The sequence below is a fragment of the Anoxybacillus sp. PDR2 genome, assembly GCF_009834045.1.
GTDB classification, from domain to species: domain Bacteria; phylum Bacillota; class Bacilli; order Bacillales; family Anoxybacillaceae; genus Anoxybacteroides; species Anoxybacteroides rupiense.
The window spans coordinates 1,021,078-1,035,182 of sequence record NZ_CP047158.1 but is presented as its reverse complement, the minus strand read 5'-3'; the positions used below and the strand labels follow the sequence as shown (position 1 = coordinate 1,035,182).

15 protein-coding genes are annotated in these 14,105 nt (G+C 41.2%); 2 read left to right on the top strand and 13 right to left on the bottom strand.

Features of this window, described 5'->3' with window-relative positions:
• The 8 genes from GRQ40_RS05055 to hpaI all read right to left on the bottom strand — a co-directional run bounded on the left by GRQ40_RS05055 (window position 1) and on the right by hpaI (window position 7,539).
• On the bottom strand, window positions 1-345 hold the full coding sequence (locus GRQ40_RS05055; RefSeq protein ID WP_231734655.1) for a DUF485 domain-containing protein: 345 nt from the start codon (window positions 343-345) through the stop codon (window positions 1-3).
• Window positions 346-372: 27 nt separating this feature from the next.
• Entirely contained in the window at window positions 373-531 is a 159-nt protein-coding gene (locus GRQ40_RS05050; RefSeq protein ID WP_156450541.1) for a hypothetical protein, read from the bottom strand.
• 102 nt (window positions 532-633) lie between these two features.
• Window positions 634-1,530: a cytidyltransferase gene (locus GRQ40_RS05045; protein WP_159719501.1), complete on the bottom strand. Its 897-nt coding sequence runs from the start codon at window positions 1,528-1,530 to the stop codon at window positions 634-636.
• Window positions 1,531-1,684: 154 nt separating this feature from the next.
• Window positions 1,685-2,149, bottom strand: coding sequence for a flavin reductase family protein (locus GRQ40_RS05040; RefSeq protein ID WP_044742090.1), 465 nt, complete (start codon window positions 2,147-2,149; stop codon window positions 1,685-1,687).
• A 43-nt stretch (window positions 2,150-2,192) separates the two neighbouring features.
• The gene (gene hpaD / locus GRQ40_RS05035) at window positions 2,193-3,176 is read right to left on the bottom strand and encodes a 3,4-dihydroxyphenylacetate 2,3-dioxygenase (RefSeq protein ID WP_044742089.1); all 984 of its coding nucleotides are present in this window, start codon (window positions 3,174-3,176) and stop codon (window positions 2,193-2,195) included.
• A 317-nt stretch (window positions 3,177-3,493) separates the two neighbouring features.
• Window positions 3,494-4,966 (bottom strand): 4-hydroxyphenylacetate 3-monooxygenase, oxygenase component, encoded by a 1,473-nt coding sequence (hpaB, locus tag GRQ40_RS05030; RefSeq protein ID WP_066149431.1) that lies wholly within the window; start codon window positions 4,964-4,966, stop codon window positions 3,494-3,496.
• Window positions 4,967-5,034: 68 nt separating this feature from the next.
• On the bottom strand, window positions 5,035-6,555 hold the full coding sequence (gene hpaE, locus GRQ40_RS05025) for a 5-carboxymethyl-2-hydroxymuconate semialdehyde dehydrogenase (protein WP_066149428.1): 1,521 nt from the start codon (window positions 6,553-6,555) through the stop codon (window positions 5,035-5,037).
• A 54-nt stretch (window positions 6,556-6,609) separates the two neighbouring features.
• Entirely contained in the window at window positions 6,610-7,539 is a 930-nt protein-coding gene (gene hpaI / locus GRQ40_RS05020) for a 2,4-dihydroxyhept-2-ene-1,7-dioic acid aldolase (protein WP_044742086.1), read from the bottom strand.
• A gap of 158 nt (window positions 7,540-7,697) precedes the next feature.
• On the opposite strand from hpaI, the gene GRQ40_RS05015 reads away from it, so the two are divergent.
• The gene (locus GRQ40_RS05015; protein WP_044742085.1) at window positions 7,698-8,591 is read left to right on the top strand and encodes a LysR family transcriptional regulator; all 894 of its coding nucleotides are present in this window, start codon (window positions 7,698-7,700) and stop codon (window positions 8,589-8,591) included.
• A 346-nt stretch (window positions 8,592-8,937) separates the two neighbouring features.
• Here GRQ40_RS05015 and GRQ40_RS05010 read toward each other — a convergent pair whose 3' ends face one another.
• Window positions 8,938-9,987, bottom strand: coding sequence for a hypothetical protein (locus GRQ40_RS05010; protein WP_044742084.1), 1,050 nt, complete (start codon window positions 9,985-9,987; stop codon window positions 8,938-8,940).
• 369 nt (window positions 9,988-10,356) lie between these two features.
• Between GRQ40_RS05010 and GRQ40_RS05005 the strand changes: the two genes are divergently transcribed.
• Window positions 10,357-10,761, top strand: coding sequence for a (deoxy)nucleoside triphosphate pyrophosphohydrolase (locus GRQ40_RS05005; RefSeq protein ID WP_066149422.1), 405 nt, complete (start codon window positions 10,357-10,359; stop codon window positions 10,759-10,761).
• A gap of 133 nt (window positions 10,762-10,894) precedes the next feature.
• Here GRQ40_RS05005 and GRQ40_RS05000 read toward each other — a convergent pair whose 3' ends face one another.
• The 4 genes from GRQ40_RS05000 to GRQ40_RS04985 all read right to left on the bottom strand — a co-directional run bounded on the left by GRQ40_RS05000 (window position 10,895) and on the right by GRQ40_RS04985 (window position 13,967).
• Window positions 10,895-11,305, bottom strand: coding sequence for a hypothetical protein (locus tag GRQ40_RS05000; protein WP_044742082.1), 411 nt, complete (start codon window positions 11,303-11,305; stop codon window positions 10,895-10,897).
• Window positions 11,306-11,317: 12 nt separating this feature from the next.
• Window positions 11,318-12,247: a glutaminase A gene (glsA, locus tag GRQ40_RS04995; RefSeq protein ID WP_159720770.1), complete on the bottom strand. Its 930-nt coding sequence runs from the start codon at window positions 12,245-12,247 to the stop codon at window positions 11,318-11,320.
• A 311-nt stretch (window positions 12,248-12,558) separates the two neighbouring features.
• Window positions 12,559-12,963: a hypothetical protein gene (locus GRQ40_RS04990; protein ID WP_236546402.1), complete on the bottom strand. Its 405-nt coding sequence runs from the start codon at window positions 12,961-12,963 to the stop codon at window positions 12,559-12,561.
• Between the two features lie 821 nt (window positions 12,964-13,784).
• Window positions 13,785-13,967, bottom strand: a complete 183-nt coding sequence (locus GRQ40_RS04985) for a hypothetical protein (RefSeq protein ID WP_159719500.1) — start codon at window positions 13,965-13,967, stop codon at window positions 13,785-13,787.
• Window positions 13,968-14,105: the final 138 nt, after the last annotated feature.

Below are 14,105 nucleotides of genomic sequence, written 5' to 3'. Positions count from 1 at the left end.
TCATCTTTCCCCCTCTTCTTGATGATGCAGCAGCACTTGGTCCGCCATGTCATCAAATTCAGCCGCTTTTTTTACATACAAGTGGCAGATGATCCATGTCATCACAAATTGGGCAAAAACGAATATCCAAGCCCATGAAATAGCGCCTATGGCAGGCTTTTTTAAGATGTTAGTGTAGAATGCCAAAATGGGGAGCAAAAGAGAGAAGATAAGAAAAAATAGGGTTACATAAATGGTAAAGCGCTTCTTTACAGCTAAAAGCTGTTTGAATTTCTCCGATGCAGCAAGCTCCTTATAATGGAGCTGTTGATGGTTAACAACGACCCGTTCATTTTGTCCCATCATATCACCAATCCTCCACTTTTTTGTCGTTCATTTTTTACGTCCGACTCGTTTCCGTTCTGCCATCTCTTCAAACGCAGATGAACTCTTTTCCAAACAGCTTTCCTTTACTCTGCTATATGGCATGCGAGAGGTTTCGTGATTTTGCTTATATACCATTTTCTGAAACAAGCTATTTTTCGTATCCATTCCTGCGTCCCCTATTGCAAATGATGGACTTGTTCCATTATTTTCAGAGGACGGAACTGATTGGTTAAGACCTTTTTCAATCCAATCTTCATCAAGACAGGACTAAATAATTCTTCGCTCTCCCTCCATATATTGATAGATGTCGTGATCCTCTTTTGCTTTGCGCAAAGAGAATTGAAGCCATTTTACCTTAACCCGTTTCTCATACGTGTTGATAAGGCAATTTGTCAGCTGAACTAAAAGGAATGATTGGTTACCATTGCTAGAAATTTGCTGGCAAGTCCCCTTATATCGTTGCCCATCTATTTCCACATAAACTTTATATATACCGGGCGTTGGCAGCATATATTCTTCATCTACTAGAATATGAAGAAATTGATTATTTTTATAATAGATCGACGCTTTTTTGACTTTCCCTCTTATTTCGTAGAAGTCACCAAGATAACTAGGAATCAAGGCTACGTTCCCAACAGACAGCAGATTGCGGATAGCAGTAGAACTGATTTTTTCCTGCTCGCGTTTGATCGGATGGATCACTGTTACTTGAAACTTTCCGTCCCCTTCTTTTTTCAAAGTGGCCATCGTTCCTTTGCCTTTATATCCGTAATGATAATCAAATCCGGCTACGACATGCTTACAACGAAGGCCTACGATATATTGGACGACGAAATCTTTCGGCCGGAGACGCGCAAATTCAGGAGTAAAACGGACCACGAATAATTTTTCCACCCCCATCTCTCGAAACCGTTCTTCCTTTATCGGCAAAGGAGTTAAATACTTTCTCGGCTCTTCATTTGCTTGGATAATATCTTTAGGATGAGGATAAAAGGTCATAACGCCAAAGGAGAGCTGCTTTTGCTTCGCCGCTGCTTTGGCAGCCTCTAGAACTTCTTTATGTCCAAGATGAACGCCGTCGAAAAAGCCAAGCGCCAAAACACAAGGCCTCATTTGAGCTGTGACGGATGCGGAAATCGGATGCCGGATATAAACGGTTTCCATCGCTACACCTCCCTGTTCTCCAGATCAACCTTAATTTTTTTAACGCCCTGTCGTTTTTCAGCGTTCTCGAACAATACCGCTTCCAGATCTCACCATTCGTCTAAAGAAGCGGTTGGTTGTTCGAGTAAAAGCCATCCTCCTGCTACATGCGATTTTATATATTTGCAATTTTTCCATACTTTCCGGCAAAAAAGGTTAGCGGCGTCCCTTCCCCCACAACCACATCGATGACTTCCCCGATAAATAACGTGTGGTCTCCCGCCAGCTGCTTGCTATAAACATGGCAGACAATATTGGCCAAAGCACCATTTAAAATAGGAATACCATGTAGCCACTCAAATGTTACCTCGCGCTTTTTCTGTATTTGTCCTGCAAACTGCATGGATAATTCCTTCTGATCTTCAGACAAGATATTGACAGCGAATGCGTCTGACTGATTCAATTTTTCTAGCATTTTCGCTTTTTCCCCAATCGAAATGAGCACTAGTCGGGGGTTAAGAGAAACCGACATAAATGCATTGGCTGTCATTCCATGAACGTCCCTATCTACTGCCGTTGTGATTACCGTTACTCCTGTCGCGAATTTTCCCATTGCATTTCTAAATGTCCGATCATCCACTGCTCATCCCCCCTTCGTTCTGTTTGATCCCATGGACAAGCAGCTATAGGATAAATTCTGGTTTAATTTTTTCTAAAGTCGCTTTGGAGACAGGAATCGGTTCTCCTGTATCAATGTCTAAAAACGGAAACGTTTCGTTAAACCAGCTTTCTGGAGCTTTATGCCCCCAAAATGTTTGACGTCTCGGGTCATCTAACTCCCAACGAATCGGAATAAAATCGGGATCACTTGTCAAGTAGTCCCCGTTGTAAAGCTCAATTCGATAACCATCCGGATCTCTTAAATAAAGGAAAAAGGCATTGGAAAGTCCGTGGCGCCCTGGTCCTCTCTCAATACTTTCTGCATAGCCGATAGAAGCCAGTATATCGCAACAATGGATTAATGCTAATGGATCTGGCAGCCAAAAGCCGATATGATGAAGGCGCGGACCTTCTCCGTTCATAAAAGCTTGATCGTGTACCCCTTGTTTTCGGTGGAGCCATGCTGCCCAAATCCGCTCTTTCTCTGTCACGGTGTACTCAGAGCAAGCAAATCCTAATTCTTTCATAAAAAAGTCATAGGCTTTTTCTACATCAGGAACCATGCAGTTTACATGGTCAATGCGCTGGATTCTCGCCCCTTTATACTGATCATAACGTTGAAGCATCCGCTCCACCCGATCCATTTTGCAGAAAAACTCCAATGGCATCCCGGATACATCATGGACATGCAATGCTCTGCCGATCGCATATTGCGTTCCTTCTTCCAACCATTTCGTTTTCAAGCCTTTTGCTTGAAATAACGCGGCTAATTTATCTAAATCGGCTTCTGACGCCACTTTATATCCAAGGGCATGAACACCAAGTTGATCTGATTTTTTTAACACTAAGCTATGATGCGTATGCTCTTCTAATCCTCTTAAATAAATATGTTCTCCGTCACACTCTGTTTCAACAAAACCTAAAGCGTTTACATAAAAATCTCTCGAACGATCTAAATCCGTGACGTTAATCACTACTCTCGCAATGCGGATAATATTAAATTCCATCCTACCAACTCCCCCACTTATTGAATGTGGTAATACCTTCACTACACTTTTCGACGGTCGGACAACCGACCACCCTCGCCTATTGACACCTGTAAGCGATTGGTTGTTTGGGACTCGGCCATACTTTGACGTACCCAGCCACTTTTTGCCAACCGTCGAGACTTATAGAAATTCTTCTTGAATGGGCTGTACTTTTCCTTAGTCGTATCTATATAGGCTTCCCGTGATTTCTTGCTAGCTTTCATGATCTAGTTGCGGCAACTCGTCAATAGATGATGAACTGAAAAACCATCTCACAACCCTCTATCGCAAAGAATTTAATTATTTTGAATCATCTGTTCTGAACGGTCGAGAAACTCTTTCACACGATCTACATATTCTTGCTTATCATAGCCGTTATATAAAGCACTCGCCATTCTGACAGGATCGCCAAAGAAAAAGCGCTCATATAAGGTTTGTCTTGTGCCGAATGCACTCATACAAACATCCCAAGCAAGACGGTACAATTTCACACGATGGTAAGCTTCTCCATTCGCCGCTTGCAAATACTTATCTAAATCTGGGCGAATGTCTGACTTAAAATCTGCTTCTGACGGAATAGCCATTAAACCGCTAGCACCTAATAGCTGCATAATTTCACTAAATCGAGGGTAAATCTTTGGATAATAATTGCGAGCAATATTTAGTGGCGTAAAATCAGGCGTCATAATCCCCCATTTATCTATTTTTGCGTTCGCTTCCGCTGCTGTCATGTAGGCTTTCATCGTTTCTAACGCGATAATCACCTCGGACATTTTTTCTTGGACATGCTGGAACTGTCCGATGTTGATCGTTTCCACCATTAGTTGTAAAATTCCTAACACAAATTCCGTTTTCACAATGTTTTTAGCGACTACTTGATGCGTCATATGAACAACGGCATTGCTTTCGTTGTACGCCTGGTTGCAAACGCTTACATCACCAAGTGCAAATACGCGGTTCCACGGCACCACCACATCATCAAAAACAACAACCGTATCCATTTCTTCAAAGCGTGATCCCAGCGGGTGGTCAAAGTGGGATTTTCCGTAATCGAATGATTCACGGCAAATAAATTTTAACCCGGGGGTGTTATTGGGAATTGCAAATGCGTAAGCATATGGGTTTTCTTCTTCGGATTGTTTTAATAGAGTCGAAGGAAATACCATAATTTCATCTGTAATTCCCCCTTGCGTTGCAAGCAAACGCGCTCCGCGAATCACCACTCCTTCCGATGTTTTCTTCACAATCCGAGCGGCAATATAAGGATCTGGCAGCTGTGCGGCGTTGACCGCCCGATTGACTTGAGGCTGAATGAGCGTATGAGTGAGAGAAATATCATTTTCTCTGCAATACTCGTAATATTCTTCCATATTTTTAGCGTAAAACGGATCTTGTTTCCCAAACATTTTGGCAGCTGCGCCGTAAGCCATGATGCCAACGTTAAGATAGTCTGGAGAACGTCCCATCATTCCTCCATTATATTTGGCCCATTCTTGCATCATCTTGCGGCGCATCACAAGATCTTCTTTTGTTCTTGGCTGGATAAATGAAGTCCCTACACGTTCTCCTGTTGTTGGCGATACATATGTCATATAATCTCGCTTGGCGGGATCATGTTGCATATCATACATCTCTGCTTGCGTTTTCATGACTCCTTTAAAAGCAGGATGCTCAGAAATCTTTCCTCTTACTTGTTCGCCATTAATCCAGACAACTGCCTGCGCCTCATCCACTCTCTCAATATATTGTTTTCCTGTTTTAGCTGGCATCTCACTCTCTCCTTTGGAAATTCCCTTCATCACCGATCCATTGTTATTCTATCTGCTTCTTTGATTCTCTATTTCTTTTTTCCAAATTGAGGTATATGGTGATCCCCAATTGCTACATGAATCACTTTCGGCTCCGTGTAAAATTCGAAAATGGCATAATGTCCGCCTTCTCGGCCAATTCCGCTATCTTTCGTACCGCCAAACGGAATGCGAAGATCTCTTACATTTTGAGCATTAATCCATAGCATTCCGGCATCGACCGCATGTGCCACACGATGCGCTTTTTTAATATCGTTTGTCCAGACGTAGCCTGCAAGTCCATATCTTACATCGTTGGCCATTGCAATCACTTCTTCCTCTGTCTCAAATTCAATAACGGCCATCACAGGGCCAAATATTTCTTCTTGGCATACTCTCATTTCATTTTTGGCATTTAATAATAAGGTTGGCGGAACAAAGTTCCCTTCCCTTAATTCCTCAGGCACGATCCCTTGTACCACCTCACATCCTTCTTCTTTTGCCAGTTCGATGTAGCTCTGCACTTTATTAAAATGGGCTTTTTCAATTAAAGGTCCCAGCTGTGTAGCAGGATCTAAAGGATCTCCTATTTTGATGTTGGCTACACGCTCTTTTAATGCTTCTACAAATTGAGGCTTAATGTTTTTATGAAGAAAAACGCGAGAGTTTGCGGTACAGCGTTCACCGTTGAACGAGAAAATTCCCCATACGGCGGCATCAAGCGCCCTCTCTAAATCAGCATCTTCAAATACAATGAATGGCGATTTTCCACCAAGCTCCATCGATACTTTTTTTAATGTATCCGCTGAATTTTTCATAATGATCGAGCCTGTTGTAGTTTCACCTGTAAAAGAAATCGCTTTCACATCTGGATGCGCAACAAGAGCGGCTCCTGCCGTTTCTCCAAAACCATGGACGACATTAAATACCCCCTCTGGAAGACCGGCTTTATGAATCACTTCGGCCAGTTTATTAGCTGTTAACGGTGAAAGCTCTGCGGGCTTCAATACGACTGTATTGCCTGTTGCTAATGCCGGTGCGACTTTCCACGTTTCCAGCATGAAAGGAGCATTCCACGGTGTAATCAGTCCAATCACGCCAAGCGGCTTGTAAATGGTATAGTTGATGAATTCTTTATCAACCAGGTAGGACTCGCCGTGCAATTTGGCTTGAACCATTCTTGCATAAAAGCGGAAGTTTTCCGCAGCCCGTGCTGTCATCTTTTTCGTTTGACTTATCGGAAGTCCCGTATCCAGCGCTTCTAAAAAGGCAATTTCCTCAATTTCTTCATCAATCAGATCAGCGATACGATTTATATACTTCATTCGCGCTTCCACTTTCATCGTTCCCCACGGGCCATGCTCAAACGCTCTTTTCGCTGCCATCACCGCTTCATTTACATCCTCCTGGCGGCCTTCTGCTACACGGTTGATCACTTCATTTGTAAAAGGATTGATGTTATCAAAGCTGGTTCCTGACCGGCCCTCTACAAATTTCCCGTTTATATAGTGCTGGACATCGTCTACTTGCTTATGAGCCGATTTTTGAACGGCTATTCCTTGATTCTCCATCTTTTTTCACATCCCTTTACCCTATTTTTTATGATGTTATGGAAAAGGACCGTCTCATGAGTTCGATGAAACTTCCTCCGGCAAATCTACGTATCTCTTGAGAACTTCGCGGATTTCATCTTGCAAAGCCTGTGTCGGTAAGTCCATTGGCAGACGAAGAACCGGTTTAATTTTCCCCATCATGCCTAATGCCGCCTTTACAGGAGCGGGATTCGTGTCTTTAAAGAGCACATCATTTAATGGCATTAACTCATAATGAAGCTCCAATGCGCGTTGGACGTTGCCTGCATTCCAAGCATTGTACATTTCGGCTACCTTCTTCGGCTCGACATTAGCTGTGGCGCTTATATATCCCGCCCCGCCAATCGCCAACATTGGATAGCATAACAGTTCAATGCCTGAATAAAGGAGAAAATCTCTTCCGCATTCCAGCAACACTCGGTTTACATGTTCAAAATCCTTGTTGGACTCCTTCACCCCGATAATGTTTGGACAATCTTCCCGCAATTTCGCAAGTGTTTTCACTTCAAGATTGACCGCTGTTCTTCCTGGAATATTGTAGACAATAATCGGAATATCCACGGAATCAGCTACCGCTTTAAAGTGTTTATAAAGGGCATGCTGAGATGGTTTATTATAATATGGAACAATTACTAATGCCGCATCGGCGCCAATTTCTTGTGCTATCTTTGTTAAATAAAGCGTTTCAGCATGATTAGTCGAACCTGTACCCGGTACGAAAGGAACGCGACCGTTCACCGCTTTAACCGCTGCTTTCATCACTTGTACGCGCTCTTCAAGCGTCAATGAACTCGGCTCCCCCGTTGTTCCCGTTACAGAAATCGCATGGCTACCGCTCTCAATATGCCAGTTGATCAATTGCTCCAGCGTTTCAAAATCAATCGAACCATCCTCGTTAAACGGGGTTATAATCGGAGCAATGGAACCTCGCAATTTTTTCTTAACCGCTTCCAAATTTCCCATCTTCTCGCTCTCCCTCGTTTCTTTTAGTTAGAAAATTTCATTTTATCTGAAATATCTTACAAATCAAATGTATCATGTGTTAATCTATATGAAAAATACTAAAAAAATTAATGCTCTATACAAAAAAAATATACTTAATGGAAAGGATGGAGACTGTAATGGATATTAAGCAGCTTCGTTATTTTTCAACCATTGCGGAGGAAGGACAGATTACTCGAGCAGCCAAAAAGCTCCATATGGCCCAGCCTCCGCTAAGCTACCAATTGAAATCTCTCGAAGATGAGCTAGGCGTTCTTTTGATGGAAAGGAACGGAAAAAATATGGAGCTGACAGAAGCCGGGGAAATTTTGTATAGACGAGCAAAAGAGCTGCTGCATCAACTTGATGATACCATTACAGAAGTAAAAGAAGTGGGGCAAGGCATTAAGGGAATCTTATCGATCGGATCCGTCAAAACATGCTTTGCTTACATACCGGAACGCATTCGGCAGTTTCGTGAACAATATCCAAAGGTTCGTTTTCGGTTATATGAGGGAGATTCATTCCGTCTGGCGCAGAATTTACGAAACCGCGAAATCGAACTTGCCATCGTCCGCCTCCCTTTAGACCTGCATGACTTTTCGCTGCTTATGTTGCCCGCGGATCATTTTGTCGTGATCTCATCGAAACACTGGCCTGTCAGCCCAAAGATGCGAATCCAGGAACTCAAGCATATTCCATTAATCCTATTACACCGAGTTAGCGGTGTCGGCCTTTATGAGCTCGTGATCGATACATGTCGAAAGCATGGATTTGAACCGAATGTTGTTTGTCAAGGCCCTGATGCCGCCATGCTCCTCTCTCTTGCAAGAGCAGGAGTAGGAGTGGCGCTGCTTCCGAAGTCGACATTATGCTCCTTCCCTTTAACCGATTTAAAAATTAGTGAAATTGAAGATTGCAAGATTGAATCAGAATCTGCCGTGATTTGGCTTAAAAACCGCCGTCTGTCAAAAGCAGCTCGCCAATTCCTCCAAACCTTTGAGTATGAATATATGGCACCAGTCTTTGAGTAACTTGGAGGCAGCAGTTGTAATATGCGCTGAAAAGTGATGGCTTTTTTGTTTAATAGAGGACGAACACCCCCGCTTCACAGAACCAAAGCGGGGGTGTTCATGACCTTCATCACGCATTCACATGACGAAAAGGCAAGTGTGTGCACTTGCCTTTCAGCCGTGTTTTTACGGGCATCGTTCGTTCAATTCTTCAAATGACTGAAGTTGACCTTTTTCCCTATTAGATAACCCCTGAACTCCAAATAAAGAGTCATCAACTTTTTATGGGAACAGCTTTTGTTCGAGGAAAAAAGTTCTTTTTTTATACTGGCTGATTTTAGCTTCATTCAAACAGATAGCCAAAGTTTTATTTTTGCACAGACTTAACTATGCTACTATTTTCACCAACTTTAAGTTTCTTAACTATTTTACCATTTTTCATAAATTGTAATGTTCCGTTTTGAGGATTAGACACTAAAAATCCTTTTAATTGTTTGTTGTAGTCAAAATAGGCTGGATTCTTTATAGGTAAAAATGATTCACCAAAATCTTTTTTATTAATTATTGTTAAAAATTTTCCTTTCATGTCCATATCCGTATAATTATTAATATAGAATTTATTCCCCACGCTAATTATTTTTTGCGGGAAAGGCTTAGACAATTTCTTCTCATAAATGATTTTCCCATTATTCAAATCGATAACCATAAACCTATTTGTATATTTTTCAGGATCTTTCACCCACTCAGGCCGTGGTCCGTAAGAAAAACCTGTAAAAACACAGTACATTTTGTTATCTTCAATTACAAAATCACTTGGAGGTAATTCAAGATGATCTTGAATAACAGGATGAAATGAAAGGGATGCATCATTAGTTTGTATTCTATATACATTACTGTGCTGGCTCATGCTCCCCCCAGAATTTATAGAAATGAAAATTTCATCTTTATAATGTTTAATTGTATTAACCATTCCTTTGGTAAACATCAATTTTTCTATTTTCCCATTAGACAAATTAACAATAAAAAAAGGCATTCCCTCTCTAAATATTTCAGATGAAGCAATATAAGCTTTTTGCTTCACGACCACAAAGGCCGCTGGTATATGTGGCAGTTTTATTTTTCTTTCAATATAACCATTCGAAAGATTCATGATGAGCATCGAGGGTTTAGTTCCCGTATACGTACCATCCTCTAAAGCATAAACACGATTTCCGTCTATAGAAAAACTTTGAAATTTGTTTTTATTATTAATTTCTTTCACTATATTCATCTTCTTATCAAGAAAAATCAACTTACTATCTCCATCGGCAAGTGCGACAAAAGTTGGATATCTTGCGTGGTTTATTTCTTTCGATTTTTCACATCCGAAAATAAAACAGCAACAAATAAAATACGCAAAAATGACAAATTTCCTCATATACAAGTCTCCTTGTAAATCAGTGTTCATCTGAAACAAGACCAACTAAACATTAGGATAAGATCAAAAGTGTGGATAATCCATTATTTTACTAAAAATATGGAATGATTGAGCTAGACACAAGCAATGTCAATTGGTTTTAGTTTTTTTACCAAAACACCATAATTTCTTTGCATGAAAACGAATCTATGCGACACACATTGGACTAGTATCCAGACAAATAGATTGTCCCGCTCTTATATCATACCAAAATTTATCACTCAAAGATTCTTCAGCGTTTTTCCAGAAATCAAAAAAACAACTAAGCTTTGCATCGAATATTTTGTGATAAAATAAAGTAAAAATGTGAACAAAAAGGAGAATAACATCATGAAAAAGACCGTTCGTGTCATCGGCGCCGTTATTGAAGATGAGCAAAATCGTATTTTGTGCGCTCTTCGTTCTCCTCAAATGACATTACCGAATGTATGGGAATTCCCTGGCGGCAAGATGGAAGAAGGAGAGAAGCCAGAAGAAACATTATCAAGAGAAATTTTCGAAGAATTAGGCTGCACAATTAAAGTAGATGAAAAAATGGAAGAAGTGCATTATGAATATCCAGATGTGATCGTCCATTTGCTTACGTATAAAGCAAAAATTGCCGAAGGGGAACCAAAGGCGAAAGAGCATGCAGAATTAAAATGGGTGCCGCTTCAAGATCTAACATCCCTTGAATGGGCACCTGCTGATGTTCCTACAGTAAAAGCGCTACTAACGAATGTTCTCAATGCTTAGTAAAAAACGGTCATACACGGCCTCTAAGCGCCAAAAAGCCCGCATAGAAGATTTCTCTTCCATCCGGGCTAAGCGAAGAAAGCTGTTTTCAAAAATCATGTTACTGGCCTTTGAAAACAGCTTCTTTCATCCCTTACACTTCCACCGTCTTTCCTTCCTCCACAATATGGTAGAGCAAATGGACCAAATGGTGAATCGGACCGTATGCTTCCTCTTTATCGCCTTCTCCGGCCATCTCTTCCTCATCGGCGAATTCAAGATCATTTAAGTATAGGGCCATAAATTCATAAAAATCTTTCATCTCAAAGCTATAGCATGCGCTCGCTTCTTCTTGGTCTTCTTCATATTGAAGCATCAAATAGGATACATTTCCTTTTGTGTCTTCGGCATCAAAAAAGACAAAGTAGCCGATGTTCGTATCCAAGTCGAACAAATGGCGCGTCCCGCCTTCAGTTACCTCATTGAACTCGCCTTCGTTCAATTTGCCGACTTTCATCGTTTCCATATCATCTTCGCGGTGAAACTGCACCATAAATGTTTTCATGTTTGTCTCCTCCTAGAAAATACTTAGTGAATATGTTTTTGACAGCAGCTCAAGCAATTTCATTCCCGTTAAGCTATTTCCCTTACCATCGAGCGCCGGACCGAAAATGCCGATTCCACACCGTTTAGAAACAGCCGCGAGAATACCGCCTGAAACACCGCTTTTCGCGGGAATGCCAATTTTAATCGCAAACTCCCCTGAAGCGTTGTACATACCGCACGTCACCATAAACGTTTTGCAGATACGGGCGACATCAGGCGGCATGAGCGGTTCACCCGATTGCGGGTCTCGCCCATCAAGCGCCAATACAAGGCCGATATGCGCCAAATCGATGCACGTCATCTCAATGGCACACTGCTTCGTATACAAATCCATTAGTTCTTCAACATCTTCATCGATAATACCATGCTGCTTCAGGAAATAGCAAAGCGAACGATTTAAAAAGGCGGTCGCAAACTCAGATTGAGCCACTTCTTTCGAGTAGGAAATGCTTTCATTGCCGGCGAGGCGGCGGACGAATGCCAACAGCCGGACAAGCCGTTCCTCGACCGAACCGCCGCGGATCATATGCGTCACCGCCAGCGCTCCAGCGTTAATCATCGGATTAAGCGGTTTGGCTGGCTGCATGTCTTCAAGCTTGGCGATTGAATGAAACGGGTCTCCCGTCGGCTCCATGCCGACTTTGCGGAATACTTTCTCTTCGCCGCAGTCAATCAAGACAAGCGCAAGCGCAATAATTTTCGAAATGCTTTGCAATGTCACTTTGACTGTTACATCGCCAGCATCGATCACCTGACCATCCGGCATATAGATGGCGATCGACAGTTCATTCGGATTCGCTTTTCCCAGCGCGGGGATATAATCGGCCACCTTTCCATCGCGGGCGTACGGCTTCGCTTCTTCGACAAAACGGACAAGCTCTTCTTTTTTATACACAAGCATCACCGTTTGTTAGTATCGTCCATTTCTCCAGCATATATGACCCTTTGTTTATCGCTCATTGATCTTTTTTCTCTAATGATTCGCTCTAAGGATTTCTGCTTGATTTTTCAATTTCTAAGGCGCAAAATAATCATTAACAAAAAAGTGCCGAATGAATGACCATTGAACCGCGCTTTTTATGTTGGCACACTCACAGTTACTAATTTGTTTATTTCGGTTGAAGTTTTTTCTTTCTCCAAGGTTTTAAATATGAAATAATAAAAATAAAAACGGTGACGGCCACTTGAAAATATACCGCGTATTGCCTTATTTCATGATTTTGAAGAAAAGCCGGATTGCTTAAAGCTAGTTCCTTTTGCGTTTCCAATAATTCCATATTGGCAATCATCAAACGGTCGACGACAAAAATGCCAACAACGGTTTGGATCATATAAAGACCAAATTTGACGCCGACCCAGCGATGCTAAAAAAATCCCCAATGGGTGAAAAATCCGTAAATAAAGCCTACTAAACAAAGTTCCAACCGCTCCCCATCTGACTACATGATCACTTATCGTCACCATGTTTTTATAACCGTGGTAGGCTTCATCATATTTTGTAAAATCAATCCAGAAATTCAATGCTACCGAGCTCAAAATGCCGCCAAAAAACAAAACCACTAAAAAAACATGGATGATTTTCAGCCATTTCATGCCATTAGGTCCTATTTTCTTCAATATTCCGTCCCCCTCTTTATCGCTTGTATGTTACGCGTTTTTTACACCGATCAAAAATCTTCTCTATCTTCGCACTATTCATCATTATAACGGGGGAAAAATAATGGCAATATGGGCCGCGTTTTTCATTCTCCCTACTTCTGAAGGCTTATTTCTTATAACAGCAACAACGATAGTTGATGTGAAATGTTTGGACACAAAAAAGCAATCACGGGAAGATGATAACGTGTTTGGCAAGGGGCTTCTGCATGTATAAGTTCTGTTGCAAAAATTCTTATATGACGAATGAGAGGGAAACGATATGAAACAGAAATTTTTCCCACCCTTATTATTTTTCTTAATATAAAGCGGGTCAGAAGGTCCAGACTTTACTGGCATTGTTGCTTATAAATCAAGACGGTTGTCGCAAAGTTTGTTATTTTTTCAAGAAATCTCCCGCCTCTTAACGAAATGCAGGTGGGAGAGGCTCAGCAAGTAAAATACGCCATAAAATGATTTTCATTCTCTGAATTACGATAAAATAACACAAATGAAAAGAGGATTGTTTATGAAAGTTTTCTCTGTTTTGTTCATGATTTTAGGAGTTATTTTAACGCTTTTAGGTATATTACCTTTTATATTGAAATATCCGTTTAACAACAGTCCTAATTCAGGTCCAGCAAATATTTGGGAACTAATCCTTATGATTTCATATGACGTCAAGGGATGGTATTTAATGATTGGCATTGGTTTATTGTTATTATCCTCGTTTTTCAAACAAAGGGAAAATTAAAGTTTTAAATCATTTTTAAATAAACACCCTAATTTTATTTGCACAAATATTACCATTCTCCTGCTTCTTTCAAGATTCCACTCCATAAACTTTTTACTCTAGCAAAATAGATCAACGCTTTGACAGCCGGGCGACCGAACCAGCCGACTTCTAGACAAATGAACTTGTTTAGAAGCAGCTCGTTGTTCGGCGCTTGGAACATTTTGGCATGACCGAGACATGTCATTAACACTTCTCCATCCACCCTGAACTTTCGGCTAAAAAATGAGGAAAGCAGTGGGCTTCTTTTGAAAAATTCATCTGTATTTATATAGATCGTTATGATCTGAAACACTTGTCTGTCTATATATCACGCACTAAAGGATCTTAT

Excerpts from the sequence above, each read along its gene's own strand:
- GRQ40_RS05005 (WP_066149422.1), top strand. The coding sequence starts at position 10,357 with ATGAAAAAGACCGTTCGTGTCATCGGCGCCGTTATTGAAGATGAGCAA.
- GRQ40_RS05010 (WP_044742084.1), bottom strand. The coding sequence starts at position 9,987 with ATGAGGAAATTTGTCATTTTTGCGTATTTTATTTGTTGCTGTTTTATT.
- GRQ40_RS05045 (WP_159719501.1), bottom strand. The coding sequence starts at position 1,530 with ATGGAAACCGTTTATATCCGGCATCCGATTTCCGCATCCGTCACAGCT.
- hpaI (WP_044742086.1), bottom strand. The coding sequence starts at position 7,539 with ATGGGAAATTTGGAAGCGGTTAAGAAAAAATTGCGAGGTTCCATTGCT.
- hpaB (WP_066149431.1), bottom strand. The coding sequence starts at position 4,966 with ATGCCAGCTAAAACAGGAAAACAATATATTGAGAGAGTGGATGAGGCG.
- GRQ40_RS05015 (WP_044742085.1), top strand. The coding sequence starts at position 7,698 with ATGGATATTAAGCAGCTTCGTTATTTTTCAACCATTGCGGAGGAAGGA.
- hpaE (WP_066149428.1), bottom strand. The coding sequence starts at position 6,555 with ATGGAGAATCAAGGAATAGCCGTTCAAAAATCGGCTCATAAGCAAGTA.
- GRQ40_RS05000 (WP_044742082.1), bottom strand. The coding sequence starts at position 11,305 with ATGAAAACATTTATGGTGCAGTTTCACCGCGAAGATGATATGGAAACG.
- GRQ40_RS05050 (WP_156450541.1), bottom strand. The coding sequence starts at position 531 with ATGGATACGAAAAATAGCTTGTTTCAGAAAATGGTATATAAGCAAAAT.
- hpaD (WP_044742089.1), bottom strand. The coding sequence starts at position 3,176 with ATGGAATTTAATATTATCCGCATTGCGAGAGTAGTGATTAACGTCACG.
- GRQ40_RS05055 (WP_231734655.1), bottom strand. The coding sequence starts at position 345 with ATGATGGGACAAAATGAACGGGTCGTTGTTAACCATCAACAGCTCCAT.
- glsA (WP_159720770.1), bottom strand. The coding sequence starts at position 12,247 with ATGCTTGTGTATAAAAAAGAAGAGCTTGTCCGTTTTGTCGAAGAAGCG.